The following is a 26,269-nucleotide window of genomic DNA, read 5'->3' on the forward strand; positions in this document are numbered from 1 at the left end:
GGACTCAGCTGGAGAGACGGGTGAAGTCAGGGGTGTCGAGCACCCGCTCCAGGCGCTTGTAATCCTCCAGCACCTGGCCGCAGCCGTTGACCACACACAGCAGGGGATCCTGAGCCACGTGCGTGAGGATGCCGGTCTCGTGGCTGATCAGCTCGCTGATGCCCCGCACCAGGGCGCCACCGCCCGCAAGCATGATGCCGCGATCGACGATGTCGGCAGCCAGCTCGGGCGGAGTGCGCTCCAGGGTGCGTTTCACGGCTTCGACGATCACGTTGAGCGGTTCGGCCATCGCCTCGCGGATGTCACCGGCACGCACATTGATCGTGCGGGGCAGGCCGGAGAGCAGGTGCAGGCCGCGCACATCCATCGAGGATTCGTCGTGAGCGTCGTCGGGGAAGGCGGATCCGATCCTGATCTTGATCTCCTCAGCGGTGCGCTCGCCCACAACCAGGTTGTGCACCTTCTTGAGGTACACCGTGATGGCATCGCTGATCTCATCGCCCGCCACCCGCACCGACTCACTGAGCACGGTGCCGCCGAGGCTGAGCACTGCCACTTCAGTGGTGCCACCGCCGATGTCGACGATCATGGTGCCCACGGGTTCGGTGACCGGCAGACCTGCACCGATGGCAGCCGCCACCGGCTCATCGATCAGATGCACCTCACGCGCACCGGCCAGACCGGCCTCCCGCACCGCCCGGCGCTCCACGCCGGTGACGCCGCTGGGAATGCCGATCACCAGCCGTGGCGCCACGATGCCGCGGCCTTCGTTGCCCTTCTGGATGAACGACTTGATCATCATCTCGGCGGCGTCGAAGTCGGCGATCACCCCGTCGCGCAAGGGACGTACGGCGCGGATGTTGCCGGGAGTGCGGCCCAGCATCAGCTTGGCCTCATCGCCCACCGCCAGGGGCACGCCCCTCTCCAGATCAAGCGCCACCACCGACGGTTCCTGCAGCACGATCCCCTTACCGGAAACGTACATCAAGGTGTTGGCCGTTCCCAGATCGATGCCGATGTCACGGGATAGCTGGAAACGACGAAAAAACACTGGAGCGCTGCAAGCGGGGCGAATCATAGGTGGGCCCCTTTGAAACCCCCTCGGCTGGACCGGGGTGGGACATCCGGGCCAAAGGGTGGAACCAGCAGAGAGAAGCGCTGCAGGACGTGGCGCATCATGGGTCCAAGTGACCCCATCCCCCCTTTTCTGGAGACCCCCATGGGTGTGAATTCCGTGACCCTCGTCGGCCGTGCCGGCCGCGACCCCGAAGTGCGCTACTTCGAATCAGGCAGCGTGGTGGCCAACCTCACGCTTGCCGTGAACCGCCGCAGCCGCGACGACGAACCCGACTGGTTCAACCTCGAGATCTGGGGCAAGCAGGCCCAGGTGGCTGCCGACTACGTCCGCAAGGGCTCACTGCTGGGCATCATCGGCTCCTTCAAGCTCGACCGCTGGACGGACCGCGCCACCGGCGAGGAGCGCAGCAAGCCCGTGGTGCGGGTCGACCGGCTTGAGCTGCTGGGCTCCAAGCGCGACGCCGAGCAGGGGGCTTATGGCGAGGGTGGCAGCGATGGAGGTTTCGGCGGCGGTGCTTACGGCGGCGGCGAACCCAGCAGCGAGGAAGTGCCCTTCTGAAACTGATCCGGAAGCTCTACCCCAGCGGCCTCGTTCAAGAGCCTCGGTTCAGGAGCCTCGGTTCAGTGGACTCGCGTCAGGGCCTGTCCTGACGCTTTTTCCAGGTCCTCAGCCCCAGCCAGACCCCGAAGGCCAGCACCACCAGCACCAGCAGCACCTTGATCACCTGGGCCACCGGCTCCAGCCAGACCTCCACATTGGTGTAGCCCTTCCCGAGCGCCATTCCCGCCACGGTCAGCAGCAGGGTCCAGATCAGGCTGCCGGCCGTGGTCCAGAGCAGGAAGGGAACGAGCGGCATCATCTCTATGCCGGCAGGCACGGAGATCAGCGTGCGGATGCCAGGCACCAGCCGGCCCCAGAACACCAGTGCAGTGCCGTGGCGGTTGAACCAGTTGCGGCTGCGGTGCAGTTCCTGAGGGCTGATGCCGATCCAGCGGCCATGACGCTCAAGCCAGTGCTCGATGCGCTCCTCATTGACCAGACGACCGACGCCGTACCAGGGCAGGGCCCCCAGCACCGTGCCAGCCAGTCCCGCCAGGACCACAGGCACAAAGGCCAGCTGCCCCTGCTGCACGTAAAACCCCCCCAGAGGCATGATCAACTCGGAGGGGATGGGCGGGAAGAGATTCTCCAGAAACATGGCCCCGAAGATGGCCCCGTACCCAGCGATCGGATTGGCAGCCACGGCCGCACCGATCAACTCCGGCAGCCTCTGGATCAGCTCAATCTCCATCCGGTCATCCGCGACATCTGCAAGTCTTCCATGGGGTGGAGACCTGCCCAGGCTGCTGAGACTTCCTCAGCAGCCGCTGTCCCAGGGACGGACTCAGTAGCGGTAGTGGTCCGACTTGAAGGGCCCTTCAACAGGCACGTTGATGTAATCGGCCTGCTCGGGGGTGAGTTCGGTGAGCCTGGCGCCGATCTTGTCGAGGTGGAGGCGGGCCACCATCTCATCGAGATGCTTGGGCAACACGTAGACCTCCTTGCCGTACTGGTCGCCCTTGCTGAACAGCTCGATCTGAGCCAGCACCTGGTTGGTGAAGGAGTTGCTCATCACAAAGCTGGGGTGGCCAGTGGCGCAACCCAGGTTCACCAGACGGCCTTCCGCCAGCAGGATGATCTTGTTGCCGCTGGGCAACAGCACATGATCCACCTGGGGCTTGATGTTGTCCCAGGGATACTGCTTGAGCGACGCAACATCGATTTCGTTGTCGAAGTGGCCGATGTTGCAGACGATCGCCTGATCCTTCATCTGGATCAGATGGTCGTGGGTGATCACGCGGAAGTTGCCGGTGGCGGTCACGAAGATGTCCACGTCGCGCACCACCTCGTCGAGTCGAACGACCCGGTAGCCCTCCATGGCCGCCTGCAGGGCGCAGATCGGATCCACCTCAGCGATCATCACGCTGGCACCAAGGCCCCGCAGCGACTGGGCTGAACCCTTGCCCACATCGCCATAGCCCATGACCAGGGCCACCTTGCCGGCCACCATCACATCAGTGGCACGCTTGATCGAATCCACCAGCGATTCACGGCAGCCGTAGAGGTTGTCGAATTTGCTCTTGGTGACCGAGTCGTTCACGTTGATGGCCGGGAACGGCAGTTCACCGCTCTTCTGCATCTGGTAAAGACGGGCGACCCCGGTGGTGGTCTCCTCTGTGACGCCCTGGATCTGGGCGTGGATGCGCGAATAGAAACTGGGCTGAGCCGCCAGGCGCTGGCGGATGGAGTTGAAAAGAGCGATCTCCTCGTCACTGCCGGGGTTATCGAGCACCGAAGGGTCCTGCTCCGCCCTGGTGCCCAGCACCACCAGCCCGGTGGCGTCGCCACCGTCGTCAAGGATCATGTTGGGGGTGCCGCCGTCGGCCCACTCCATGATCCGGTGGGTGAAGGCCCAGTATTCGTCCAGGGTTTCACCTTTGTAGGCGAACACTGGAATGCCGGCCGCAGCAATCGCCGCCGCAGCGTGATCCTGGGTGGAGAAGATGTTGCAGGATGCCCAGCGCACTTCAGCGCCGAGGGCCACCAGGGTTTCGATCAGAACAGCCGTCTGAATCGTCATGTGCAGGCTGCCGGCGATGCGGGCGCCTTTGAGCGGCTGCTGGCTGCCGTAGGTCTGACGCAGGGCCATCAGGCCTGGCATCTCGGTTTCGGCAATCGCCATCTCCTTGCGGCCGAACTCCGCCAGGCCAAGATCAGCGATCACATAGGACGCGGTGACCTGCAGGCCCGACAGGGAATTGCTGAGCGTGGAGTCGGCCACAGCCGCGGGGGGGGAAACCACCATGGGTTGAAGACACTCCCTCAAAGGGAGGAGGATGGGTTGAAATATCTGCAGAGACGCCGAGGCTTCGGGCTCGCTGTGAGCAAATCTACAGGCGGTGCGAGGGCATGGGCGAGGTCAATGGCTGTTGGCAGGGTTGGCAACAGCACCTGAGCGATGCCGCGGCGACCCGTCAGTTGGGACGTGAACTGGCGGCATTGCTGCTGAGCAAAGGGCCCCGGCTCCTTTTGCTGAAGGGAGATCTCGGCGCCGGCAAGACCTGCCTGGTGCAGGGCCTGGCCCAGGGTCTGGGGATTACCGAGCCGATCACCAGCCCCACCTTCGCTCTCGCCCAGCACTACCGCGGTCAGCACGCCGGCCGCGGCACCGACCTGGTGCACCTTGACCTCTACCGGCTGGAGCAGCCGGTAGCTGCCGAAGAGCTGTTCGCCCAGGAGGAGGAGGAGGCCCTGGACCTGGGGGCGGTGCTGGCGGTGGAATGGCCCCAGCGGCTGCGCTACACCCCCGGGCCGGCATGGCAGGTGCAGTTGTTGTTCGATACTGAAGGTCGTCGGGCCGTGATTCAGGCTCCAGGCTTTTGAACAATCAACGGCGGGCCTGAAGAAGATTCCAGCCAATCCAGCAACCCCAGTTTGGCCAGCCAGACAATGGTCAGGATGATGAATTCTCCTCTGGCAGGCGGGAAAGCCTGTAGGAGTTTCGCTGCCGTTAACCCCGGCCCGGCAGCCACCAGCTCCAGCACCCGCTGGGCTTCGTTTGCTGTGCCATGAAGACGGCCGAAGACCCGATCCAGATCGACTTGCCTGACTCGATCAAAACCGGCGTTGGATTGCCCCGAGCGAAGCGTTAGACGAGTACTCGGATTGAGAATCTGAGTCGAAAATCCTGTGAAGTCAGCGAATGGCTCTCCTCTAAGCGGGCTGACCAGAGTTCTTGGGCGAGCCGGCGAATCCGAGAATACCGATTGACGACGAACAGCCAGGTCCTCAAATAGCTCGTTGTACTGATTGACAACCACAGGCCAGGAAAAGCAATCCCGTGCTCGCCTTGCGGCTGAGGCACCCATCGCCGATCGCTTCTCAGGAGACGTGATCAGCGCCCTCAATGCTTCCGCAGCCCGGCCCACATGAACAGCTGTGTGCTGGGCCACAGATCCGACATATGTCTGGTAATTCTCAAGGCCAAGGGCATGCAGATCAGCCATTGCCCGCCCGAGTCGTGAACCGGGGGCTCCAAGGGTCGGTATCAGGAATCCATCGAGGCCCTGTCGGACGGTGGAGCGGTAGCCATCCCAGTCACTGACAACGACAGGCAGGCCTGCGGCCATGGCCTCCACAGGGGTCAAGCCGAACGTTTCCTGGATGTTATCAACCAATGAGAGAAAGATGTCCGCTGCCGCCCAACAGTCAGACAGCAAATCTTTGTTGTTCCCGTCCCAGAATATAACATTCACATCTGGAGCATAGATCTTTGCCGCCTGGAGATAACGCTTATGATCAGTATCTCCACCTGGAAACCAACCACAAAGCCCAAAGTGCACTCTTTGACCAGACATCCTGGCCGCTTCCTGCACAGCTTGAAACATCGCCTGTGGGAATGCCTTTTCGTAAAATGACAACCGTCCCACCCAGATCACAAGTGTCTCACCATCTTCAATGGAATGGCGGCCCCTCAAGCGAAGTCGACTCTCAGCACAAGAAGCTGAGCGGGCGATCGCCTCAACGTCAACGGCTAAGGGGATGATCGGCAATTGGGGGCGTGTGAAGCGGCGTGCGCCCAGACGCTCAACAAGGTGGTCATTGCAGCGGTCAAACATCTGCACCATTGACTGCTGCACGCACGGTGAGGTACAGACCAAGGCATCCCACTCCGCGACTGGCGCAATCGCCGCAGCCCCGATCGACTCGCGAATTGCGGGCGGCGCAATCGTATGAATCAGCCCAACCAGACTGTAGGAATCTTCTGAAGCGGCACTTCTTCGCAACCAGGCCAGCTCGGAAAGATAGGGCTGCCCCCTCAGCAGAACGCCACACCGGGCCGGAATGTCCGTGGACAACAAGGAGCCTCCACTGATCGCACAATCAGACTCAGCGCCTGGGTCAAGGCCTTGCATCAGCTGCTCGTCAGCCAAACCAAGCTGGTTCAGCACATGCATTCGCTGATATCCGCCATATCTGACAAGCGCACGGTATAGCTGAGCATTGGCAATATCTTTGCCAAAAGGATTATCGGGGTGGGACAGATGTCCTGGTGGGTGAAAGACCGAGAGCTCGCTCAACGACACGCTTCAAAGTCCTACCTTGCCGCCACCATCTTGAACCATGAATCAGCCTTCTCACAGCGTGATCAGACGTTCTCCAGAAACGCCAGCACCTGAGCCTGGGTGGCCTGGGGATCGATCGCCCCGGCACCCTGGCAGACCAGGGCGCCGCAGGCGCTGGCAAAGCGCATGGCTTCCAGCACCCGCTCCGTGCTGCCGCAGACCAGCAGCTCCGGCTCCTGGCAGAGACGGTGCAGCAGCCCTGCCAGGAAGGCGTCGCCCGCCCCGGTGGTGTCCACCACCGGCACCCTGAAGGCCTCCAGGCGACCGGTCTGGCCACCCAGCCACCAGCTCAGGGCGCCTGGACCGTCGGTGATCAGCACGGCCGGCCCCAGGGGCAGGGAGTCGCTGATCCGCTGGGGGTCGCGGCTGCTGGCGATCCAGTCGGCCTCCTCGGCGGACACCTTGATTAAGGCAGCAGAGGCCAGCAGGGGCCGGATACGGGCCAGGGCCTGCTCAGGCGCGTCGGGCCAGAAGGTGGGGCGCCAGTTCACATCAAGGGCCAGGGGGATCCCGGCCGCAGCGGCGCGCTTCTGAGCCAGGTGCAGGGAAGCGGCTGAGGCTTCAGAGGCCAGCGGAATCGTGCCCACCAGCAACCAGCGGGCAGCGGCGATCAGCTCCTCCAGCGGTGCCGCCAGGGCCGAAGCCTCCACAGCCTGATCCGCGAACCCGTCGCCCCGCTCACCGGCAAAGCCACCGAAGCTGCGATCCCCCGCGCTGTCGCGCCGCACCAGCACCGTGCGACTGGGCCGCCTCGGATCCCACTGCAAGGCCCTGATGTCCACACCCCGGGAGCTGAAGAGCTCGCGGAAGGCAGCACCGATCCCATCTTCGCCGAGGCGCCCCAACAAAGCCGAGCCGGTGCCCAGCCTGGCCAGAGCGCAGGCCACATTGGCGGGAGCCCCGCCGAGGCAGTCCTCGACGGGTTGATCCATGGCCGGGTCACCGCCCGGGGGACCGAGGCGGTCCACAAGCGCTTCGCCGAAACACAGCACCTGGGGCAGGGTAGTCATCAGGCCGATGGCAGCTCCTGCCCACCATGGCCGGGATTGTCCAGGCCTCCAAGCCAGGCGTGCAGAGCGGCAATGATGCGGGTGTTGGCAGCCGGGAAGGGATGCTCGCTGAGGGCATTGGGCTCCACCCAGCGCACCTGCTGACTGGCCAGCGGCTGCGGCACACCTGCCAACCACCGGCAGAGATGCACGCGAAAGCGGAGGCGCTTGTGGCTGTAGCTGTGCTCCAGGACGATCAGCTCCTCGCCCACCTCCACCTCGATCGCCAGTTCCTCGCGCAGCTCGCGGCGGATCGTGGCCTCGATCGGCTCCTCGGGTTCCTGCTTGCCGCCCGGAAACTCCCACAGGCCACCGAGGAGCCCCTCTGGAAGCCGCTGATCGATCAGCACCCGGCCGCCGCCATCGAGGACCACCCCCACACCGATCACCTGAATCGGCAGGGGCTGACTGGCGTCCTTCACGGGATAGGCGGCAGGGTTGCCGGCAGCGTAGGCAGCGCAGTGGGGCCGCCAGGGGCACTCGCCACAACGAGGGTTGCGGGGGGTGCAGACCGTGGCCCCCAGATCCATCAGCGCCTGGTTGAACGCTCGGGGCCGCCGCGGATCGAGCAGGGACTCGCTCAGCCGCCAGAAGGCTGCGCGCTCCCGTTTGGGGGGTTGGCGGCAGCCGGTCAGCCGGGCCAGCACCCGCTGCACGTTGCCGTCGAGGATCGGATAGGGCAGGTCGAAGGCGGAGCTGAGGATGCTGCCGGCCGTGCTGCGGCCGATGCCGGGCAGAGCCAGCCATCCCTCAAGTGTGCTGGGAAAGGGATCAGTGCCAGCTCCAGCTGGCCCCAGCAGTTGGTGGGCGCCCTGGTGCAGCCGCCGGGCCCGGCGGTAGAAGCCAAGACCCTGCCAGTTCAGCAGCACCTGCTGCTCGTCGGCAGTCGCCAGCACCTCCACCGAAGGAAACACCTCCATCCAGCGGTGCCAGTACGGACGGACGACCCGCAGCTGGGTCTGCTGCAGCATCACCTCGGCGATCCAGACACGGTAGGCACACAAGGGTTCTCCGCCCTCCGGACGGCTGCCGTCCAGGCGCAGCGTCCAGGGAATCCCCTGGCGGCCATGCAGCCTCCCCCAGGCGAGCAGAACCCGGCGCAGGGTCCGCGGATTGGAAGGTACGTCCCTCAAGGCTTCAGAGCATGCGCACCAGCACGGTTCCGTCCTGCACGTGCAGGATGTACTCGGCACTGCAGGCGGTGATCTCTGAAGGCACGCAGGGGCCATCAGGAAACTCCCCCGACTCCAGCTTGCTGCGCTCGAACGCCAGGCCATGGAACTGGAGCTGCTTGCGTCCCCAGATCCAGTCGTCGTTGATCAGCCGGGGCACCAGGCGGTCCAGCAGAGGGAATTTGGTCTGGCTGTTGCGCAGCGTCGGGGATTGCGGCATGCCGCCTTCGAAGCGGACCGCCGTGAGCCTGGCCTCCGGCAGCTGCACCTGCAGCCGGGAGATCCCGTCGATGAGCCGCGAGACTCTCCCCTGCTCATAGATCGCCTGGGCCGCGGTGGCATGGCCGTAGGCATAGGCAACCACCACCAGCAACCAGGCCAGGGCAGCCACCGCAGCCCGGGGGATCAGCCTCCAGCCGAGCTGGGCGGTCCCGGCCACGATCTGCAGGGCCAGCGCCGAGAGCAGCGGGCCAATAAACAGCAGCAGGCGCGGCACCCGGGCCAGGGGATCCTCCAGGCCCAGCAGGGCGCCGGGTGACACCAGGGCGATCAGTGCAACAGCCGCCAGGACCAGAGCCGTGCAGCCCGACCTCTCCAGGCGGCCACGGCGGCCCATCGGCGGACGCCCGACAGCGATCCAGACCACGACGGCATAGGCCAGCGGCAGCAGGAGCCAGGGGACGCTGATCGGCCAGCGACTCCAGTCATCGAAGAGGACCCGCCAGAACTCCAGGGCATGGCGCAGGAGCTGGGCGGGCAGGGCCGCGTCGAGGGGAAGCGCCCGGCCCTGTTCAGTTGCGTACGAAGTGCGCTCCTGGAACACCAGTCGCATCAGCATCAGGTAACTGGCCAGCGCGAGGCCATAGGTGACCCACACGCGCACCAGCCTTTGCCGGAGGGAGGGACGGGCCAGCACCGGCGCCGCCAGGCCCAGGGATTCCCCCACCACCAACATCAGAGCAAAGGGCAGGAAGCCACTGGTTCCCGGCGGGTAGAGGCAGAGGGAGGCCAGCAAGAGAGCCGCGCTCACAAGCAGCCCCTGCCTCGTGACCACCCGGTGGAGCACCACGGCAGCCACAACGGCCAGTCCCAGGGCTATGGCCATAAAGAAGGAATCGAACCCGTAGGACAGGTTTTCCAGGGCATAGGGCTGCCCCAGCAGCGGCAGGGTGGCCAGTGGGCTCCAGAGCGGTGAGCGCAGCCCATAGGCGCGCGCAGCCACCACAGCCGTGAGAGCCAGCACCCCTACAGCCAGAAGCTGGTGCAGCGGAGCCACGGCCACGGCCGGAGCCCCCAGATTCACCAAGGCGAAAAGACCATCGGCAAGGGGACGCCCCACTTCGGTCCAGCGGAATTCCCCATCCATCGAGCGGCCGTAGTCGTCGATGTAGCGGTGAACGAAGAGAAGGATCGGCAGCACCAGCAGCAATCCAGCCACCAGACAGGCCTTGAACTGGCGAATGAGCCCTGACCCAGGCTGCAAGAAAGGCACCTGCGGAGGGTCCTCGCCAAGACCATCTGAGCCAGGCTTGTGCAACATCCACGATCGCGCGGAAGCAGCGATCGTATCAATTCAGCTCAGATTGATTGGATACGGCGACTGATCTTCAGCATTCAATTCCGTTCTGTCAGGAAAAATGCGACATTAAAGTCGCGTGATTCAGGAGGAGAAAACTCGTTGCTTGGCGGCAAGAAGGCAACTGGAAGCCAGCATTATCCCCTCCTTTCTTGTCACATCTGAATCATTGCCGCATCGCTGTACTCCTTGACCTGATCACTGAGGCGACGCAGGGCAGCCAGGCCGTCGCGCTCGAGGTTGCGGACGCGATCGCGGCTCATGCCCAGGATGCGGCCGATGCCCGTGAGGCTCATGGGCTCCTCCACATCGATGCCGAAGCGCATGGTCAGCACACTCCTTTGCAGCTCCGGCAGTTGCTCCAGCAGCGCCCGCATGTCGCCCCGCAGGCACTCGCTATCCACGCTCTCCTCCGGCAGCGTTCCATCTCCCTGCAGCAGATCCAGCAGCTCCGTGTCGTCCCCGTCGCCCACCTTCGTTTCCAGGCTCACCGGCTGACGCGCCCGGCAGAGCAGATCCTTCACCTCCTCCTCCGGCAGCTCCACCGCCACCGCCAGTTCACTCAGCGTGGGCGTGCGGCCCAGCTCCTGGCTCAGTTCCCGCTGGCCTTTCTTCAGCTTGTTCAGCGTTTCGGTGATGTGGATCGGCAGCCGGATCGTGCGGCTCTTCTCCGCGATCGCCCGCGTGATCCCCTGGCGGATCCACCAATACGCATAGGTGGAGAACTTGTAGCCGCGGGTGGGGTCGAACTTCTCCACACCCCGAACCAGACCGATCGTTCCCTCCTGGATCAGGTCCAGCAGCTCCATGTTCCGCTTGGTGTATTTCTTCGCCACGCTCACCACCAGCCGCAGGTTCGCAGCCACCATCCGCTCCTTTGCACGGCGGCCGCTGGCCAGCTTGCGCTTCAGCAGGGCCGGGCTCAGACCCGTCGCATTCGCCCATTCCTCGGCGCTCGGCTTCTGACCGCCCGCTCGCATCTCCAGTTCCTGCTCCGCTTCCTCCAGACGCATCAGCTCCTGCACCTGACGGCCCAGGGTGATCTCCTGCTCATGGGTCAGCAGCGGCACGCGGCCGATGTCGCGCAGGTAGGAGCGCACCAGGTCGCCATCCACCGGCGGCAGGGTACGAACGGCGATGGGGGCCTGGCGTGTTTCGACCACGGGAGTCGCCTGGAGGGTCGCTGGACGGGTGGAGAGGGCGGTGACCACGACGAGGAACTTCTGACGGTGTGTGAAGCCTAACCTAAAGAAGTGTGAAGGTCCTCTCAGGAAAGGCGTGAGTTCCACGGTGCCCAGCGCGCTCGCCCGCTGCAGCCCAGATCGCTCAGGCCGGCAGTCCCACGTGGTTCAGCAGCCAGGACGCCGTCTTCAGATAAATAAGTACCCCGGCCACGTCGGTAGCGGTGGTGATGAACGGCGCCGACATCAGGGCCGGGTCAAGGCCCAGCCGGTCAAACAGCAGCGGCAGCGAGGCGCCGGCGGTTGCCGCCAGGGTGGTGATGCAGACCAGGCTGATACCGGCGGCTGTGGCCACCAGCATCCCGCCCCCCACCTGCCAGGCCCACGGCACCACCACGATCACCAGCAGCAGACCAAGCAGCAATCCTGAGAGCGCCTCCCGCCCCACCGTGCGCCACACCCCCAGGGCCTGGATGCGCTGGGTGCTCAGGCCGCGAATCACCACCGTGGAACTCTGTGCACCCACGTTGCCGCCGGTGCCGATCAGCAGCGGGATGAAGGCTGCCAACCGCACCACTTCCTTGAGCACCCCTTCCTCGGAAGCGATCACCGCCGAGGTTCCGGTATTGGCAACGAGCAGCACCAGCAGCCACACCACCCGGCGGCGAGCCACTGTGAACAGGTTGCTCTGGAAGTAGTCGTCCTCATCACCGGCCTGCACGGCGCCGGCGGCGTAGAGGTCGCGGGTGGCCTCCTGCTGGATCACGTCGATCACGTCGTCGACGGTGACGATCCCCACCAGGCGCTGCTCCAGATCCACCACCGGCACGGCCAGAAAGTCGTAGCGCTGGATGATGCGGGCCACCTCCTCCTGATCGGCCGTGGTGGTCACGTTGACCACCTCCCGTGTCATCACATCGCCGATGCGATCCTCCGGATCGGCCATGACCAGATCGCGCAGCGACAGGATGCCGGTGAGATGGCGGGAGGCGTCGGTGACGTAGAGGCTGTAGACGGTTTCGGTGTCGCGGGCGCGGCGACGGACGATGTCGAGGGCCTGGGCGGCGCTGTGGAACTCCTTGAGATCGATGAATTCGGTCGTCATCAGACGGCCGGCGGTTTCGGGCTGATAGCCCAGCAACTGGGCGGTGACGCGCCGCTCGGCCGGGCTCAGCTCCACCAGCAGCCGGCGCACCACTTTGGCGGGCAACTCATCGAACAGCCGCACCCGATCATCGGGCGACATCTGCTCCACCAGCTCCAGCACCTCACCGGAGCGAAGCCGCTCCAGCAGCAATTGCTGCACCGGCGGATCGAGGTACTCATAAACCTCGATCGCCTCGTCCTTGGCTAGCAGGCGGAACGCCAGGGCCTGCAAGGTCTGCGGCAGGGCGCCGATCGCCTCGGCGCAGTCGACTGGCTGGACCGGCTCCAGCAGCAGCTTGACGCCGGCGTAATTGCCAGCTGTGAGCAGCGCCTCCAACTGCCGCGCCACCACTTCGGCCACGGGCAGCCGGCCATTGCTGACCACCCCCGCTGAGGTGGCACCACTGCCGCTGGTTCCCTCGCTCATCGGCCTGAAGGATCGCGGCAATCCGAGTGTATGGGCGAAGGCCCATCACAGCGACATCGCCCGCCTAGGGTCCAGCCAACTGAGGATTTTCCATGGCTGTCAATGTGTCGGATGTGATGGTGCGCAGCGCCAGCGGCGCTGAGAAAACACTGGGTGACTACAGCGGCTCCGTGCTGCTGATCGTGAACGTGGCCAGCCGTTGCGGCTTCACCCGCCAGTACGCCGGGCTGCAGAAGCTACAGGACAGCTACGGGCCCCGCGGCCTCAAGGTGCTGGGTTTTCCCTGCAACGACTTCGGGGCCCAGGAGCCGGGCACGCTGACCGAGATCCAGCAGTTCTGCTCCGCCACCTACGGCGCCAGCTTCGAGCTGTTCGACAAGGTGCACGCCAAAGGCACCAAGACCGCTCCCTACGACCTGCTCACCACGGTGGAGCCAGCCGGCGATGTGGAGTGGAACTTCGAGAAATTCCTGGTCGGCAAGGACGGAACCGTAGTGGGCCGGTTCAAGAGCGCCGTCGAGCCCGATGGCGCTGAGCTCACGACCGCGATTGAGGCGGCGCTGGGGGCCTGAGCTAGGCACCCCGCCTGCAGACGTGCCAGCGGCGCAGGCGCGGGAAGAGCCAATGGCTCAGCCCGTAGCCCGATGCCGCGGCAGCCAGCCCCAGCACCAGGCTGAGGGCGGCCTGACCCAGAGCAGCCGACCCATCACCCCGCCGCTGCAGCTCCACCAGATCCAGCATCCAGGAGCTGAACGTGGTGAGCGAGCCGCAGAAGCCGATCCCCAGCAGGAGCAGCAGCGGCGTGCGCCAGGGAATCGGGCCCGCCAGGACTCCCAGCAGCAACGACCCAGCCAGATTCACCAACAGGTGGGCGGCGGCCGTGCCGTCAACGCCACCGCCCAGCCCCGGACCCAGTCGCACTCCTGCCTGCCAGCGCAACAGGGCACCTGGGATGGCGCCGGCGCCCACCAGCGCCAGTTCCTGGAGTTCGAACCGCAGCCGTCGCCGCCGCAGCCGATCCGGGCCGCTCATCGCCCCCCCAGCCGCAGGCCCAGATCCAGCGCCACCGCCCCCGCCAGCACCGATCCCACCGCCAGCATGAGCGCCTCACGGCGATGGCCCCTCTGCAGGGTCTGCAGCACTTCCACCATCAGGGTGGAAAACGTGCTCAGGCTGCCCAGGAAGCCGGTGGCCAGCAGCAGCGGCAAGCCGTTGCCGACCAGGCCGCAGCGACGGTCCAGGGCCACCAGCAGCCCAAGGGCAAAGGATGCGGACACGTTCACCAAAAAAGTGGCCCAGTGCTTGCGGGGCAGCCGAGGTTCGAAATGGTTCACCAGCCTCAGCCGCAGCCAACTGCCGGGCACCGCCCCGCACGCCACCAGCAGGGCATCCCTCACCCGGGAAGCCAGCCGCGGCAGGGACCAGCCTGGAGGCTGGTCTGGGTCTGCACCTGCAGCCAACGACGGCCACCCGGCTCACTCCAGCTACGCAGCAGCCGCAGCGGTTCTCCCCGCTCCAGGCGGATCAGGCAGGGAGCCCGGTGATGGGGAGAGCAGCGCAAGGACAGATCGGCAGCCAAAAGCCCATCGGCCAACAGGGGCTCCTGACCCTGGCGGCGGCGCAACTCGGGAGACCGACGTTCGGCGCCCCCGGCAGGCAGGGCGGCCGGGGCGATCAGAGCGAAGCCGAGAAGCCAGATCCAGCGCCAGTCCATCAGATGTCGAGCTGGGCGAAATCCAGTTCGGCGCTGTGGGCTTCGATGAATTCGCGGCGGGGGGCCACCTTGTCGCCCATCAGAATCGTGAAGATGCGATCGGCCTCGGCGGCGTCTTCAATTTCCACCCGTTTCATCGTGCGGGTGGTGGGATCCATCGTGGTTTCCCACAATTGCTTGGGCATCATCTCGCCGAGGCCCTTGAAGCGCTGGATAGTGTAATTAGCCTTCTCACCGAACCCCTGAAGAGTTTTCTTGAGATCTTGCTCGTTATAGCAATAGGTGTGGTTCTTGCCACGCTCCACCTTGTAGAGCGGCGGACAAGCGATGTAGATATAGCCACCTTCCAGCAGGGTCTTCTGGTAGCGATAGAAGAAGGTGAGCAGCAGCGTGCGGATGTGGGCCCCATCCACATCGGCGTCGGTCATGATCACGATGCGGTGATAGCGCAGGGCCGAGAGGTTGAATTCCTCGCCCTTGATCCCCAACCCCAAGCCCGTGATCAGGGCCTGAATCTCCGTGTTTTTGTAAATCTTGGCGTCATCGGTTTTCTCAATATTGAGAATCTTGCCACGTAAGGGAAGGATCGCCTGGAAGCGCCGATCACGCCCCTGCTTGGCGGAGCCTCCGGCCGAATCACCCTCCACGATGTAGATCTCCGATTCGGAGGGATCGCGGGAGCTGCAGTCGGCCAGCTTGCCGGGCAGGGTGGAACTCTCCAGCACCGACTTGCGTCGCACCAACTCCCGGGCCCGGCGGGCTGCCTCAGCCGCATTGAAGGCCTGGATAGCCTTCTCGAGGATCAGGTCGATCACCTGGGGATGGAATTCCAGAAATTCCCCGAGGGCCTCACCCACCACTGAATCGACGATGCCGCGCACCTCGGTGTTGCCGAGCTTGGTCTTGGTCTGACCTTCGAACTCGGGATCTGGCACCTTCACCGAAAGCACGGCCGTGAGGCCTTCACGGATGTTCTCACCGGCGAGATTGGAATCAGCATCCTTACGCTTGCCGCGCTTCTTGGCAAAGGTGTTGAGGGTGCGTGTGAGCACCGTTTTCAGGCCCTCAATGTGGGTGCCTCCGTCGACGGTGCGGATGTTGTTGGCGAAACCGAGAATGCTGTCGGAGTAAGCGTCCACGCACCACTGCAGAGCCGCTTCCACCTGCACGCCATCCTTGGATGCATTGACGTAGATGATGTCGGGATGGAGCGGATCCTTGCCCGCATTCATGTAAGTGACGTACTCGCGGATGCCGCCTTCGTAGTGGTACACCTCCTCATGGGGTGCGCCATCGGCGCCCTTGGCCGCCTCGCGTTCGTCGCGGAAGACGATGCGGACTCCACCGTTGAGATACGCCAGCTCGCGCAACCGGCCTGAGAGGGTGGCGTAATCGAACTCGATCCCGCCGCTGAAGATTTCCAGGTCGGGTTTGAAGCGCACCGCCGTGCCAGTGGCACCACTGGGGTCGTCCTCGGAGCGCAGGCTGCCGATCGGCGCACCGCGCTCGAAACGCTGCCGGTGCACCTGGCCCTGGCGGCGCACAGTGACCTCAACCCACTCACTGAGGGCATTGACCACGGAGATGCCCACCCCGTGCAGGCCGCCGGACACCTTGTAGCCGCCACTGCCGAACTTGCCGCCGGCGTGCAGAACGGTCAGCACTGTTTCTAGGGCCGACTTGCCGGTGCGGGGATGGATGTCGGTCGGGATGCCGCGGCCGTTGTCGGTGATCTCGGCGGAGCCGTCCTCACAGAGGCGCACCAGGATGGCGTCGCAGTGGCCTGCGAGAGCCTCGTCGACGGAGTTGTCGACCACCTCATAGACAAGGTGATGCAGGCCCCTCGGCCCCGTGGTGCCGATGTACATGCCCGGGCGCTTGCGCACCGGCTCGAGGCCCTCGAGCACCTGGATCTGCTCGGCGCCGTAGGCGTGTTGGATCTTGGAAGCGTCGCTCATTCCGGGGGGCACACCTGGCGGACGGCGAAGTCCATGGGAGAAGATAAACGGCCGGGCAATTGAAAGTGGGCTTGACGGGCGAAATACACGCCTGAACCCTTGCCGGAGGTCTGCAGTTTACCACCGAAGGCTCACAGCCGCCCTCAGGGGCCTCTGGCGGCCCATTCGAGCCAGGGGTGCACCCCCCAGGATTCCATGCCCCAGCCGCCCCTGTTGATCGCCCTGATGGGACCCACCGCCAGCGGCAAGACCGCCCTGGCGATCGAGCTCGCTGAAGCCCTGGATCTGGCCGTGCTCTCGGTCGACTCCCGCCAGCTGTATCGCGGCATGAGCATCGGCACCGCCAAACCGAACGCCCAGCAGCGCGCCCGGGTGCGCCATCACCTGCTCGACCTGCGGGACCCCGACCAGCCGATCAACCTGCAGGAGTTCTGCAGCGCCGCACGGGCAGCCATCGCCGCCGAGCACCGCCGCCGGGATGTGGCCTTGCTCGTGGGCGGCAGTGGCCTCTATCTGCGGGCTCTCACCCAGGGACTCCAACCTCCGGCGGTGCCACCCCAGCCCGCCCTGCGGGCCCAACTGCAGGAGCTCGGTCAGCCCTTCTGCCACCAGCTCCTGAGCCAGGCCGATCCTCTCTCCGCCGGCCGGATCGCCCCCGCCGACGCCGTGCGCACTCAACGGGCACTGGAGGTGATTTACGCCACCGGCCGGCCCTACGCCAACCAGCCAAGCGCCTGCCCGCCGCCCTGGCGACTTCTGGAGCTGGGCCTGAACCCCCTGGATCTGCGTGAGCGCATCGGCCTACGCAGCCAGCAGCTCTACAGCGATGGACTGGTGGCGGAAACCGAAGCACTCATCCACCACTACGGGGCCGAGCTGCCCCTGCTGGACACCATCGGCTACGGCGAAGCCCGCTCGCTGCTGGCCGGAGAGCTGCAGGAAGCGGAGGCCATCTCCCTGACCACCCGGCGCACGCTCCAGTACGCCAAGCGGCAGCGCACCTGGTTCCGCCGTCAGCATCAACCCTTGTGGCTCGAGGGCGACGATCCGCTCCAGCAGGCGTTGCGGGCGGTGCAGCGCGTCCTAGGGTAACCATGTGGTTCCACCAGTTCCACGAGACCACTGCCGGTCCCTCGCCTCTCTGAATGCCACCTCGTCCCCGTTTCGATCGCCGCGCCCCCGTCCGGGAGCTCCCCAACATCAACGAACGGATCAGCTACCCCCAGCTCAGGGTGGTTGATGCCGACGGCAGCCAGCTCGGGGTGATCACCAGGGAAGAAGCCCTGGAAGTGGCCAAGGACCGCGACCTCGACCTGGTGCTGGTCAGCGAAAAAGCTGACCCCCCGGTCTGCCGGATCATGGACTACGGCAAGTTCAAGTTCGAGCAGGAAAAGAAGGCCAAGGAGGCCAAGAAGAAGTCGCATCAGACCGAAGTCAAGGAGGTCAAGATGCGCTACAAGATCGACTCGCACGACTACCAGGTGCGCATCGGTCAGGCAGTCCGCTTCCTCAAGGACGGTGACAAGGTCAAGTGCACGGTGATCTTCCGGGGCCGGGAGATCCAGCACACGGCCCTCGCCGAACTGCTGCTGTTCCGTATGGCCAAAGATCTCGAGGAGAGCGCCGAGATCCAGCAGGATCCCAAGCGGGAAGGCCGGAACATGATCATGTTCCTGACCCCGCGCAAGACGCCGCTCACCAAGGAGAAGGATGCCGCCGCCCAGGCCGCCAAAGCCGTGCGCACCATCCCCTCCCCGGTCCGGCAGCTAGGCAACGCCGAACCGGCTCCCAGCGAAGTCTGATCCGGCCTCAGCCCGGTTCGAGCTCGCCGGCAAAGAGCTCCAGCATCCGGCGCCAGCCCTCGGCCGCCGCGCCGCTGCTGTAATCGGAGCGCTGCTCGCACATGTAGCCATGGCCGGCCTCGGCCATCTCCAGACGCAGGCGTTGACCGCTCGGATCCGCCGCCGCCAGGGCCGCCGCGATCGCCTCCACATCAGCAGGCGGAATCAGTGGATCCAGGCGTCCACAGAAGAACGTCAGGGCACCAACCACATTCGGTAGCACCTCCAGGCTGGGGGGTCCACCGCCCGGCCGGCCGCTGACCACCCCGGCGCCATAGAAGGCGGCGGTTGCTCTGACCGCCGGCAGGCTGGCGGCCAGCAGGGCGGCATGGCCGCCAAAGCAGAAGCCCACGCAGCCCAGTCCCGGGCGGCCAGGCAGCCGCCGCTGCAGCCAGGTGGCGGCCGCCTGCAGATCCCCCAGCAGCTGATCGGTGCGGACCCTGTCCTTGTGGGCGCGCCCTATCACCAGCTCAGCAGCGCTGTAGCCCAGGTCGAGATCCGGGGCAGTGCGTGCCATCAGCGGCACCGCCAGAGCCGCATAGCCCTGCTGCGCCAGCCGTGCCGCCGTGCTGCGCAGCCAGCTGTTGATGCCGAACACCTCAGGCAGCACCAGCACCCCACCCCGGGGGGGCTTCGCCGCGGGCTCCCACCAGCAGCGCAGGGGGCAGGGGTGGAGTGCCCCGGGGGATGGTTCGATCGTGATCCACTCGGCCATGGCAGGGATGGGTGCGGGAGGCGCTGCTGGAGTGCGGCCCGTGTGACGGCAGCAACCGGCACAGGCTCGTATGCCACAGGGGGAATTGTCACCGGCGCAGAAGCTCCGTAGGGTGGCGCAACCCGTACTGGTTTCCTCCGGCGTGCGATTCCACATCCAGCAGGAAAGCGATATCCCGGCGTCGACCCAGCTCTACAACCAGATCTGCTTTGCGATCGCCGCCCGGCACTACCCGCCGGGCCATCGCCTGCCGAGTACGCGGCAGCTGGCCATGCAGACCGGCCTGCACCGCAACACGATCAGCAAGGTCTACCGCCAGCTGGAGAACGACGGCGTCGTCGAGGCGATGGCGGGCTCGGGCATCTACGTGCGCGACCAGCAGAAGCCCCGCGAACTCAAAGTGCCGCCGGGCCTGCGTAACCGCCTGCGCCCCGACATCGACCGGGAGGTGCGCCAGTGTGTCGACGGGCTGCTCAACGCCGGCTGCACCCTGCAGCAGGCCCGCGAGCTGCTCACCCGCGAGATCGACTGGCGCCTGCGCTGCGGCGCCCGGGTGCTGGTCTCCACCCCGCGCGAGGACATCGGCGCCTCGATGCTGATCGCCGAGGAACTGGAGCCTGTCCTGGAGGTGCCTGTGGAGGTGGTGCCGATGGAAGAGCTCGAAGCCGTGCTGGAGAGCTCCAGCAACGGCACGGTGGTCACCAGCCGCTACTTCCTCCAGCCCGTGGAAGAGCTTGCCCAGCGCTTCGGCGTGCGGGCCGTGGCGGTCGACCTCAACGACTTCCGCCACGAGCTCGACCTGCTCAAAGAGCTGCGGGCCGGCAGCTGCGTGGGCCTGGTGAGCATCAGCCCCGGCATCCTGAGGGCCGCCGAGGTGATCCTGCACAGCCTGCGCGGCAACGAGCTGCTGGTGATGACCGCCAACCCCGACGTGGGCAGCCGCCTGCTGGCCCTGCTGAGGGCCGCCAGCCACGTGCTCTGCGACCGTCCCAGCCTGCCCCTGGTGGAGCAGACCCTGCGCCAGAACCGCGCCCAGCTGATGCGCCTGCCCCAGATCCATTGCGCCCAGAGCTATCTGGGGGCCGCCACCATCGACCTGCTGCGTAAGGAAATTGGCCTGATCGGCCCCCGCGACAGCCGCCTCGAAGGCGAAGCCGCTCAGGCAGGATGAAGAAAGCACCGCTCTGACGTTGGCCCTTGGGTTCTGTGATCCGGCGAATCCTGAACCCTGTTCTGGCAGATCTTCGGATCATCAGGGAGCGGGACCCGGCCGCCCGCGGCACCCTCGAGATCCTGCTCTGCTACCCGGGCTTCCAGGCCCTGGTGCTGCACCGCCTCAGCCACCGCCTCTGGACCCTGAACGTGCCGCTGCTGCCGCGCATGCTCTCCCAGCTGGGTCGGCTGTTCACCGGCGTTGAGATCCATCCCGGCGCCACGATCGGCCACGGGGTGTTCATTGACCACGGCATGGGGGTGGTGATCGGCGAAACGGCCGAGATCGGCGACCGCTGCCTGCTCTACCAGGGGGTGACCCTGGGTGGTACCGGCAAAGTACACGGCAAGCGCCATCCCACCCTGGCGGAGAACGTGGTGGTGGGGGCCGGCGCCAAGGTGCTCGGGGCCATCACAGTGGGCACCAACACCCGCATCGGCGCGGGCTCAGTGGTGCTGCGGGATGTGGGGCCCGACAGCACCGTGGTGGGCATCCCCGGCCGTGTGATTCACCAATCTGGAGTTCGCATCGACCCCCTGGCCCACTCCCAGCTTCCTGACGCCGAAGCCAACGTGATCCGCAACCTGATGGAGCGCATCGACACCCTGGAGAGCGAGCTCAGCCGTCTGCAGACATGCCTGCGGGAAGTGGCGGCGGGCCGCCCCCTGCAGGAAGCCTGCGGAGGCCGGGCACAGAGCCTTAAGGACCGGGAGATTATGGAGTTTCTCGGTGATCGTCCCACCGGACCACCTTGAGGACAGCAGCCATGGCTTGGGGCAGGCCATTCACCTTTCAAAGGAGCCTGCTTGGCCACCGACAGTTGCTCTGGCGCCTGGTTGAGCGGGAGGTGGCGGGTCGTTATCGGGGGTCGATGCTGGGCTGGGCCTGGAGCTTTCTCACGCCGCTGCTCATGCTTGCGGTGTACACCTTCGTGTTCTCCCAGGTTTTTCAGGCGCGCTGGGGGGATCTGCCTAACGCCGGACCCCTGGGGTTTGCGGTCAATCTGTTCGCCGGACTGATCGTGTTCAACCTGTTCGCTGAATGTACGGCTCAGGCCCCCAACCTGATTCTGACCAATGCCAACTACGTGACCAAGGTGATCTTTCCCCTGGATCTTCTAGTCGTGGTGAACGTGGCGGTTGCCTGTTTCCATGCCCTAACCAGCTTGGTGGTGCTGGCGCTGTTCGAGTTGCTGGCCCAGGGGAGGGTGCCCCTCACCATGCTCTGGTTGCCACTGGTTTGGCTACCACTGATCGGCGGCTGCCTGGCCATCGGCTGGAGCCTCTCGGCCCTAGGGGTGTATCTTCGCGATATCAGCCAAGCCGTTGGCGTGACCCTGAGCATGCTGATGTTTCTCAGCGCCGTGTTCTATCCACTGAGCGCACTTCCTGAGCGCTGGCAGCCGCTGCTGGCCCTCAATCCCCTGGTGCTGATCATCGAGCAGACCCGCAGGGTGGCGGTCAGCGGACTGCATCCGAGCCCCGGATACCTCGTGGCGGGAACAGCCCTGGCACTGGTGGCCTGCGAACTGGGTTACCGCGGCTTCCAGAAGGCCCGCCGAGGCTTCGCCGATGTGCTCTGAACTGCCTGCTGCGCGGTCACTTACCAACGACGAGGCGAGCCCCCTGAGCGAGGACCAGGCAGCCGTTGTCGTGGATGGGCTGAGCAAGGTCTACAGGATTTACCAGCACCCCCGCCAGCGGCTGCTGCAGGCCCTCTGGGGACACCGCCGGCGTTACTACCAGGAGTTCTGGGCCCTGCAACCCCTCAACTTTCGTCTGGGGCGGGGGCAGACCCTGGGCATCGTGGGGCGCAATGGTTCAGGCAAGAGCACCCTGCTTCAGCTGATCTGCGGCACCCTCACACCCACCAGCGGCCACGTGCGTGTACGCGGCAGGGTGGGTGCCTTGCTGGAACTCGGCAGTGGCTTCAACCCGGAGTTCAGCGGCCGCGAAAATGTGTTCCTCAACGGGGCGGTGCTGGGCCTGAGCCAAGACGAAATCGAGGCGAAGCTCGAGGCCATTCTTTCCTTCGCCGACATCGGCAACTTCATCGATCAACCGGTGAAGACCTATTCCAGTGGCATGGCAGTGCGACTGGCCTTTGCCGTGCAGGCTCACATCGATCCGGATGTGCTGGTCGTGGACGAAGCCCTGGCTGTTGGCGATGAGTTGTTCCAGAAAAAATGTTATGCCCATCTGGAGAAACTCAAGGACCAGGGCACCTCGATTCTGCTGGTCACCCACAGTTGTCCCCAGATCGTGCAGCACTGCGACGTGGCGCTGCTGATGCACAAGGGCAAGGCCAGGCGCTGGGGCAAGCCGGCGGAGATCACAGCCCTCTACCAGCAGCTCAGCCATGCTGATGATTCCCACTGGGACGCCATCGTGGGATCGAATCAGGATTTGGACAACAGCAGCGGCGGCGAGAAAAACACTGGAAGTGGGGTACACCGTCTGGCTCAGATCTGCGCAGCTCATGGACAATTCAGCGAGATGGACTTGGAATCCAGCGTTCGAAGTACGCCCTACCTGGACCCCAAACTTCAACCAGCCTCCACGATGGTCTACCCGAGCCATGGGGCGATAATCGAAGCGCTGGAGATCAGGAGCATGGATGGCCAGATTGCGAACGTGCTTCCCTACGGCGAGCCATTCATGCTCGAGTTTCACTACCGAGCCGAGCAGCACCTCAGCCAAGTGGCCTTCGGCTGCCACGTGGCCAGCCATACGGGCAGCAGGGTCACGGGGCAGATCCACCCGGAACGGGGGGAGCTGGTGCCCAGGATCGAGGCCGGTCACCTGTGGTCGATCCGCTTCCACTTCCACGGTGGGCTCTGGCCCGGGACCTACTTCATCGGTGGTGGCCTCTGGAGCCCGGAAGGAACTCAGCGATTCATCCACCGCGTCGTCGACTTCAAGGCCCTGCGGATCACCGCCTCAGCAGAGGTGGGCATTGTGGGGCAGTGCGATCTACACGCACGGCCGGCTGAGCTGACCTCCGACGACGACGAGCCATGTCCATAATCGACAGGGTCAACCACGAGTTCAGTTCATGGCAAGCCAAGCACGCTGTGCTGAGCGATCAGTGGACAGAGATGCGGAACTCTCGCAGCTAAACGGACACTCAATCGCCTAATCAGACGGTTGCAGCGGAGGCTTCAAGACGCGGCTGGAACATGAACATCGAATAGATCACATTACGGCGCATTGAGGTCATCATGTCAAGAAACATGTCGTAGCCCTCGTTCTTATATTCAATCAGGGGGTCCTTCTGGCCATAGCCGCGCAGTCCCACGGATTCGCGCAAGGCATCCATGGCCTGGAGATGCTCCCGCCAGAGGGTATCGATCTGCTGAAGGATGAAGAAGCGCTCGGCCTCTCGCATCAGACCAGGGCGTGACTGCTCAATCTGACTTTCCTTGAGGTCGTAAGCATTGCGGAGTTGCTCGCGCAGAAAGGCCTTGAGTTCATCGGTGTTGAGGCCCGAGAGCTGCTCGGGTGTGAGATCCTCCAGTAAATAGACAAATTCCTTCACCTTTGCTACCAACTGGCCCAGATCCCATTCCTCAGGGGGGAGATCGGGGTTCACGTAGGCCTCGACAATGTCTGACATGGTGCGCTCGCCATAGCCGATCACCTGTAGCTTGAGCTCCCGTCCCTCGAGAACGCGCCGCCGCTCGGCATAAACAGCTTTGCGTTGGTTGTTCATCACCTCGTCGTATTCGAATACCTGCTTGCGGATGTCGTAGTAGTAGGTTTCAACTTTCTTCTGGGCCCCTTCCAGGGAGCGGGTCAGCATGCCGGATTCGATCGGCATGTCTTCCTCCACGCGGAAAGCATTCATCAACCCGGCCACGCGTTCGCCACCGAAGATACGAAGCAGGTTATCTTCCAGCGAGAGGAAGAAGCGGGTGCTGCCGGGGTCGCCCTGACGGCCGGCGCGGCCACGCAGCTGGTTGTCGACCCGGCGTGACTCATGCCGCTCGGTACCAATCACATGCAAGCCGCCGGCCTGGCGCACCTGCTCTTCTTCCTGCATCACGACCGCGTCGTACTCGCCGCGAACACGGGAAATCATTCGGCGAAGATGCTGGATCTGGGGGTCTTCGGCGGGCGCCTTCTCGGCCGCCTGGGCGATGCGATCCTCCAGCTCCAGAACGGTCAGTTCCCGATCGCCCCAGGCCTTCACCAGTTCACGGGCCAGGTCACCAAGTTCATGGTCCGTGTTGTGGCTGAGGGAGCAGGGATAAAGGGCACCGATGGCACGGGCTTCACTGGGGGCCACCAAGGGGCTGGTACCCGCCGACTCCAGGCCGAAACCAGCAACGGAGGGCTGGCGTTGCAGCAACGGCACGGGGGGCTGATGCCCATCCTCAGGCCGAACCAGGCGAGGCAGCAGCACCTCACGCAGCTTCAGACGTGCCATGTAATCGGAGTTGCCGCCCAGGATGATGTCGGTGCCACGGCCGGCCATGTTGGTGGCGATGGTGACCGCGCCGGCGCGGCCGGCCTGGGCAATGATTTCAGCCTCCCGCTCCACATTCTCGGGCTTGGCGTTGAGCAGGTTGTGGGGAATTCCGGCCTCCACCAGCAGGCCCGAGAGCAATTCCGACTTCTCGACGCTGGTGGTCCCCACCAGAACTGGCCTTGAAGCCCGGTGAATCTCGGCAGTTTCAATCGCAACGGCACGCCATTTGGCGGTTTCATTCTTGTAGACTTGGTCGACTAGATCCTGGCGGGAGCGGGGTCGGTTGGTGGGCACCACCGTGACTTCGAGTTTGTAGGTTTTCTCAAACTCCACTTCCTCGGTCTTGGCGGTGCCGGTCATGCCGGCCAGGCGCGGGTAAAGCAGAAAGAAATTCTGGTAAGTGATGCTGGCGAGGGTCTGGGTTTCGGGTTGGATCGGCAGGTTCTCTTTGGCTTCTATCGCTTGGTGCTGGCCATCGCTCCAGCGGCGGCCCGGCATCACCCGGCCCGTGAACTCATCAACGATGACGGCATCGTAGCCACGCACGATGTAGTTCACATCCTTGACGAACAGCTCCTTGGCCTTGAGCGCATTGGTGATGTAGTGAGCCCAGGGATCGGCGGGATCGAACAGATCAAGGACACCCAGATATTGTTCCGCTTTGGCATAGCCCTCATCGGTGAGGGTGACGTTACGCTGCTTTTCATCAACTTCATAGTCGCCCTCCGGATCGATGCCATCCTTGGCCATGCCCTCTGCCCGCTCGAGGACAGCGGCGATCTCGGCCGCCCGCATGTACTTCTCCTGGGGGCGCTCCACCTGACCGGAGATGATCAAGGGTGTGCGCGCCTCATCCACAAGGATAGAGTCGACTTCGTCGATGATGCAGTAGTGAAACTGGCGCTGCACCACCTCTTCGAAGTCGTTCGCCATGTTGTCACGCAGGTAATCAAACCCGAGCTCACTGTTGGTGGCGTAGGTGATGTCACAGGCGTAATTGCGGCGCCGATCGGGGGGGGGCATGTCCTGCTGGATCAGGCCCACCGAGAGGCCGAGGAAGCGATGCACCTGGCCCATCCACTCGGCGTCGCGGCGGGCCAGGTAGTCGTTGACGGTCACCACGTGGACGCCGGCGCCGGTGAGAGCGTTGAGATAGGCCGGCAGGGTGGCCACCAGGGTTTTTCCTTCGCCGGTCTTCATCTCGGCGATCTGGCCCTCGTGCAGCACCATGCCGCCGATCAGCTGCACATCGAAGTGGCGCATGCCCAGCACCCGCTTGCCGGCTTCACGCACCACAGCAAAGGCCTCGGGCAGCAGCTCATCCAGCAGCTGACTCTGGCTGGCTGGGGAGGCAGCCTTCTCTAGCCGTTGGCGGAACTCGGCTGTCTTGCCGCGCAACTGCTCGTCGCTGAGGGGGGCGATCTCCTCCTCCAACAGGTTGATATCCGCAACAATTGGCTGGTAGCGCTTGAGCTTGCGGGCGTTGGGATCACCAAGCAGCAGCTTGAGCATGGAATCCATCGACCAAGTCTATTTACCCTAACATCGGAGACTTGCGCCCTGC

Annotated in this window: 24 protein-coding genes; 9 read left to right on the top strand and 15 right to left on the bottom strand. The window is 64.7% G+C overall.

What is annotated here, in order from left to right; genetic code table 11:
* Positions 1-4 precede the first annotated feature (4 nt).
* Positions 5-1,051 (bottom strand): rod shape-determining protein, encoded by a 1,047-nt coding sequence (locus KBY93_RS07680; protein ID WP_255104379.1) that lies wholly within the window; start codon positions 1,049-1,051, stop codon positions 5-7.
* A gap of 168 nt (positions 1,052-1,219) precedes the next feature.
* On the opposite strand from KBY93_RS07680, the gene KBY93_RS07685 reads away from it, so the two are divergent.
* Positions 1,220-1,636, top strand: coding sequence for a single-stranded DNA-binding protein (locus tag KBY93_RS07685; RefSeq protein ID WP_255093704.1), 417 nt, complete (start codon positions 1,220-1,222; stop codon positions 1,634-1,636).
* Positions 1,637-1,712: 76 nt separating this feature from the next.
* Here KBY93_RS07685 and KBY93_RS07690 read toward each other — a convergent pair whose 3' ends face one another.
* On the bottom strand, positions 1,713-2,369 hold the full coding sequence (locus KBY93_RS07690; RefSeq protein WP_255093705.1) for a DedA family protein: 657 nt from the start codon (positions 2,367-2,369) through the stop codon (positions 1,713-1,715).
* A gap of 93 nt (positions 2,370-2,462) precedes the next feature.
* Positions 2,463-3,923 (bottom strand): adenosylhomocysteinase, encoded by a 1,461-nt coding sequence (gene ahcY, locus KBY93_RS07695; RefSeq protein ID WP_255093706.1) that lies wholly within the window; start codon positions 3,921-3,923, stop codon positions 2,463-2,465.
* 104 nt (positions 3,924-4,027) lie between these two features.
* Here ahcY and tsaE point away from each other — a divergent pair, with 104 nt between their 5' ends.
* Positions 4,028-4,501 (top strand): tRNA (adenosine(37)-N6)-threonylcarbamoyltransferase complex ATPase subunit type 1 TsaE, encoded by a 474-nt coding sequence (tsaE, locus tag KBY93_RS07700; protein ID WP_255093708.1) that lies wholly within the window; start codon positions 4,028-4,030, stop codon positions 4,499-4,501.
* Here the strand turns inward: tsaE and KBY93_RS07705 are convergent.
* The 6 genes from KBY93_RS07705 to mgtE all read right to left on the bottom strand — a co-directional run bounded on the left by KBY93_RS07705 (position 4,483) and on the right by mgtE (position 12,794).
* Positions 4,483-6,198 (bottom strand): glycosyltransferase family 4 protein, encoded by a 1,716-nt coding sequence (locus tag KBY93_RS07705; RefSeq protein WP_255093709.1) that lies wholly within the window; start codon positions 6,196-6,198, stop codon positions 4,483-4,485. The two genes, tsaE and KBY93_RS07705, sit on opposite strands and share 19 nt — an antisense overlap.
* A 68-nt stretch (positions 6,199-6,266) precedes the next feature.
* Positions 6,267-7,253 (bottom strand): carbohydrate kinase, encoded by a 987-nt coding sequence (locus tag KBY93_RS07710; RefSeq protein WP_255093710.1) that lies wholly within the window; start codon positions 7,251-7,253, stop codon positions 6,267-6,269.
* On the bottom strand, positions 7,253-8,425 hold the full coding sequence (gene mutT, locus KBY93_RS07715; protein WP_255093711.1) for an 8-oxo-dGTP diphosphatase MutT: 1,173 nt from the start codon (positions 8,423-8,425) through the stop codon (positions 7,253-7,255). Before mutT ends, KBY93_RS07710 begins: the two co-directional genes overlap by 1 nt.
* A gap of 4 nt (positions 8,426-8,429) precedes the next feature.
* The gene (locus KBY93_RS07720) at positions 8,430-9,947 is read right to left on the bottom strand and encodes a glucosyltransferase domain-containing protein (RefSeq protein WP_255093712.1); all 1,518 of its coding nucleotides are present in this window, start codon (positions 9,945-9,947) and stop codon (positions 8,430-8,432) included.
* 248 nt (positions 9,948-10,195) lie between these two features.
* On the bottom strand, positions 10,196-11,203 hold the full coding sequence (locus KBY93_RS07725) for an RpoD/SigA family RNA polymerase sigma factor (RefSeq protein ID WP_255093740.1): 1,008 nt from the start codon (positions 11,201-11,203) through the stop codon (positions 10,196-10,198).
* Positions 11,204-11,366: 163 nt separating this feature from the next.
* Positions 11,367-12,794, bottom strand: coding sequence for a magnesium transporter (gene mgtE, locus KBY93_RS07730; RefSeq protein ID WP_255093713.1), 1,428 nt, complete (start codon positions 12,792-12,794; stop codon positions 11,367-11,369).
* Between the two features lie 92 nt (positions 12,795-12,886).
* Between mgtE and KBY93_RS07735 the strand changes: the two genes are divergently transcribed.
* A complete protein-coding gene (locus tag KBY93_RS07735; protein WP_255093714.1) occupies positions 12,887-13,366 on the top strand; it encodes a glutathione peroxidase in 480 nt (159 codons plus the stop codon).
* Between the two features lies 1 nt (position 13,367).
* On the opposite strand, the gene KBY93_RS07740 is transcribed toward KBY93_RS07735, so the two are convergent.
* From KBY93_RS07740 to gyrB, 4 genes are read right to left on the bottom strand one after another with little or no spacing between them, the layout of a single operon-like run.
* The gene (locus KBY93_RS07740) at positions 13,368-13,826 is read right to left on the bottom strand and encodes a CrcB family protein (RefSeq protein ID WP_255093715.1); all 459 of its coding nucleotides are present in this window, start codon (positions 13,824-13,826) and stop codon (positions 13,368-13,370) included.
* The gene (locus KBY93_RS07745; protein ID WP_399222801.1) at positions 13,823-14,203 is read right to left on the bottom strand and encodes a fluoride efflux transporter FluC; all 381 of its coding nucleotides are present in this window, start codon (positions 14,201-14,203) and stop codon (positions 13,823-13,825) included. The genes KBY93_RS07740 and KBY93_RS07745 overlap by 4 nt, the downstream gene beginning before the upstream one ends.
* Positions 14,188-14,508: an SH3 domain-containing protein gene (locus tag KBY93_RS07750; RefSeq protein ID WP_255093717.1), complete on the bottom strand. Its 321-nt coding sequence runs from the start codon at positions 14,506-14,508 to the stop codon at positions 14,188-14,190. The genes KBY93_RS07745 and KBY93_RS07750 overlap by 16 nt, the downstream gene beginning before the upstream one ends.
* Positions 14,508-16,466 (bottom strand): DNA topoisomerase (ATP-hydrolyzing) subunit B, encoded by a 1,959-nt coding sequence (gyrB, locus tag KBY93_RS07755; RefSeq protein ID WP_255093718.1) that lies wholly within the window; start codon positions 16,464-16,466, stop codon positions 14,508-14,510. The genes KBY93_RS07750 and gyrB overlap by 1 nt, the downstream gene beginning before the upstream one ends.
* 195 nt (positions 16,467-16,661) lie before the next feature.
* On the opposite strand from gyrB, the gene miaA reads away from it, so the two are divergent.
* Positions 16,662-17,558 carry a tRNA (adenosine(37)-N6)-dimethylallyltransferase MiaA gene (miaA, locus tag KBY93_RS07760; protein ID WP_255093719.1) on the top strand — a complete coding sequence of 299 codons (897 nt, stop codon included), beginning with the start codon at positions 16,662-16,664 and terminating at the stop codon, positions 17,556-17,558.
* A gap of 53 nt (positions 17,559-17,611) precedes the next feature.
* Positions 17,612-18,268: a translation initiation factor IF-3 gene (gene infC / locus KBY93_RS07765; protein ID WP_255093720.1), complete on the top strand. Its 657-nt coding sequence runs from the start codon at positions 17,612-17,614 to the stop codon at positions 18,266-18,268.
* Between the two features lie 7 nt (positions 18,269-18,275).
* Here infC and KBY93_RS07770 read toward each other — a convergent pair whose 3' ends face one another.
* Positions 18,276-19,022: a dienelactone hydrolase family protein gene (locus KBY93_RS07770; RefSeq protein ID WP_255093721.1), complete on the bottom strand. Its 747-nt coding sequence runs from the start codon at positions 19,020-19,022 to the stop codon at positions 18,276-18,278.
* A gap of 142 nt (positions 19,023-19,164) precedes the next feature.
* Here KBY93_RS07770 and KBY93_RS07775 point away from each other — a divergent pair, with 142 nt between their 5' ends.
* The 4 genes from KBY93_RS07775 to KBY93_RS07790 are packed head-to-tail and all read left to right on the top strand — an operon-like array spanning position 19,165 to position 23,261.
* Positions 19,165-20,193: a GntR family transcriptional regulator gene (locus KBY93_RS07775; RefSeq protein WP_255093722.1), complete on the top strand. Its 1,029-nt coding sequence runs from the start codon at positions 19,165-19,167 to the stop codon at positions 20,191-20,193.
* Between the two features lie 35 nt (positions 20,194-20,228).
* Positions 20,229-20,990 (top strand): serine O-acetyltransferase, encoded by a 762-nt coding sequence (cysE, locus tag KBY93_RS07780; RefSeq protein WP_399222803.1) that lies wholly within the window; start codon positions 20,229-20,231, stop codon positions 20,988-20,990.
* An 11-nt stretch (positions 20,991-21,001) separates the two neighbouring features.
* Positions 21,002-21,817, top strand: coding sequence for an ABC transporter permease (locus KBY93_RS07785; RefSeq protein ID WP_255093723.1), 816 nt, complete (start codon positions 21,002-21,004; stop codon positions 21,815-21,817).
* Complete coding sequence (locus KBY93_RS07790) at positions 21,807-23,261, top strand: ABC transporter ATP-binding protein (protein ID WP_255093724.1); 1,455 nt, start codon at positions 21,807-21,809, stop codon at positions 23,259-23,261. The genes KBY93_RS07785 and KBY93_RS07790 overlap by 11 nt, the downstream gene beginning before the upstream one ends.
* A 112-nt stretch (positions 23,262-23,373) precedes the next feature.
* Here the strand turns inward: KBY93_RS07790 and secA are convergent, their stop codons facing one another.
* The gene (secA, locus tag KBY93_RS07795; protein WP_255093725.1) at positions 23,374-26,217 is read right to left on the bottom strand and encodes a preprotein translocase subunit SecA; all 2,844 of its coding nucleotides are present in this window, start codon (positions 26,215-26,217) and stop codon (positions 23,374-23,376) included.
* Positions 26,218-26,269: the final 52 nt, after the last annotated feature.

This window comes from Synechococcus sp. J7-Johnson (assembly GCF_024345795.1).
In the GTDB taxonomy this organism is placed as follows: Bacteria; Cyanobacteriota; Cyanobacteriia; order PCC-6307; family Cyanobiaceae; genus Regnicoccus_A.

What these genes read in the sequence shown, in the direction of transcription:
- tsaE (WP_255093708.1), top strand. Translation starts at nt 4,028, where the DNA reads ATGGGCGAGGTCAATGGCTGTTGGCAGGGTTGGCAACAGCACCTGAGC.
- KBY93_RS07740 (WP_255093715.1), bottom strand. Translation starts at nt 13,826, where the DNA reads ATGAGCGGCCCGGATCGGCTGCGGCGGCGACGGCTGCGGTTCGAACTC.
- KBY93_RS07790 (WP_255093724.1), top strand. Translation starts at nt 21,807, where the DNA reads ATGTGCTCTGAACTGCCTGCTGCGCGGTCACTTACCAACGACGAGGCG.
- secA (WP_255093725.1), bottom strand. Translation starts at nt 26,217, where the DNA reads ATGCTCAAGCTGCTGCTTGGTGATCCCAACGCCCGCAAGCTCAAGCGC.
- KBY93_RS07690 (WP_255093705.1), bottom strand. Translation starts at nt 2,369, where the DNA reads ATGGAGATTGAGCTGATCCAGAGGCTGCCGGAGTTGATCGGTGCGGCC.
- gyrB (WP_255093718.1), bottom strand. Translation starts at nt 16,466, where the DNA reads ATGAGCGACGCTTCCAAGATCCAACACGCCTACGGCGCCGAGCAGATC.
- KBY93_RS07710 (WP_255093710.1), bottom strand. Translation starts at nt 7,253, where the DNA reads ATGACTACCCTGCCCCAGGTGCTGTGTTTCGGCGAAGCGCTTGTGGAC.
- mgtE (WP_255093713.1), bottom strand. Translation starts at nt 12,794, where the DNA reads ATGAGCGAGGGAACCAGCGGCAGTGGTGCCACCTCAGCGGGGGTGGTC.
- infC (WP_255093720.1), top strand. Translation starts at nt 17,612, where the DNA reads ATGCCACCTCGTCCCCGTTTCGATCGCCGCGCCCCCGTCCGGGAGCTC.
- miaA (WP_255093719.1), top strand. Translation starts at nt 16,662, where the DNA reads ATGCCCCAGCCGCCCCTGTTGATCGCCCTGATGGGACCCACCGCCAGC.
- KBY93_RS07735 (WP_255093714.1), top strand. Translation starts at nt 12,887, where the DNA reads ATGGCTGTCAATGTGTCGGATGTGATGGTGCGCAGCGCCAGCGGCGCT.
- ahcY (WP_255093706.1), bottom strand. Translation starts at nt 3,923, where the DNA reads ATGGTGGTTTCCCCCCCCGCGGCTGTGGCCGACTCCACGCTCAGCAAT.
- KBY93_RS07785 (WP_255093723.1), top strand. Translation starts at nt 21,002, where the DNA reads ATGGCTTGGGGCAGGCCATTCACCTTTCAAAGGAGCCTGCTTGGCCAC.
- KBY93_RS07750 (WP_255093717.1), bottom strand. Translation starts at nt 14,508, where the DNA reads ATGGACTGGCGCTGGATCTGGCTTCTCGGCTTCGCTCTGATCGCCCCG.
- KBY93_RS07770 (WP_255093721.1), bottom strand. Translation starts at nt 19,022, where the DNA reads ATGGCCGAGTGGATCACGATCGAACCATCCCCCGGGGCACTCCACCCC.
- KBY93_RS07685 (WP_255093704.1), top strand. Translation starts at nt 1,220, where the DNA reads ATGGGTGTGAATTCCGTGACCCTCGTCGGCCGTGCCGGCCGCGACCCC.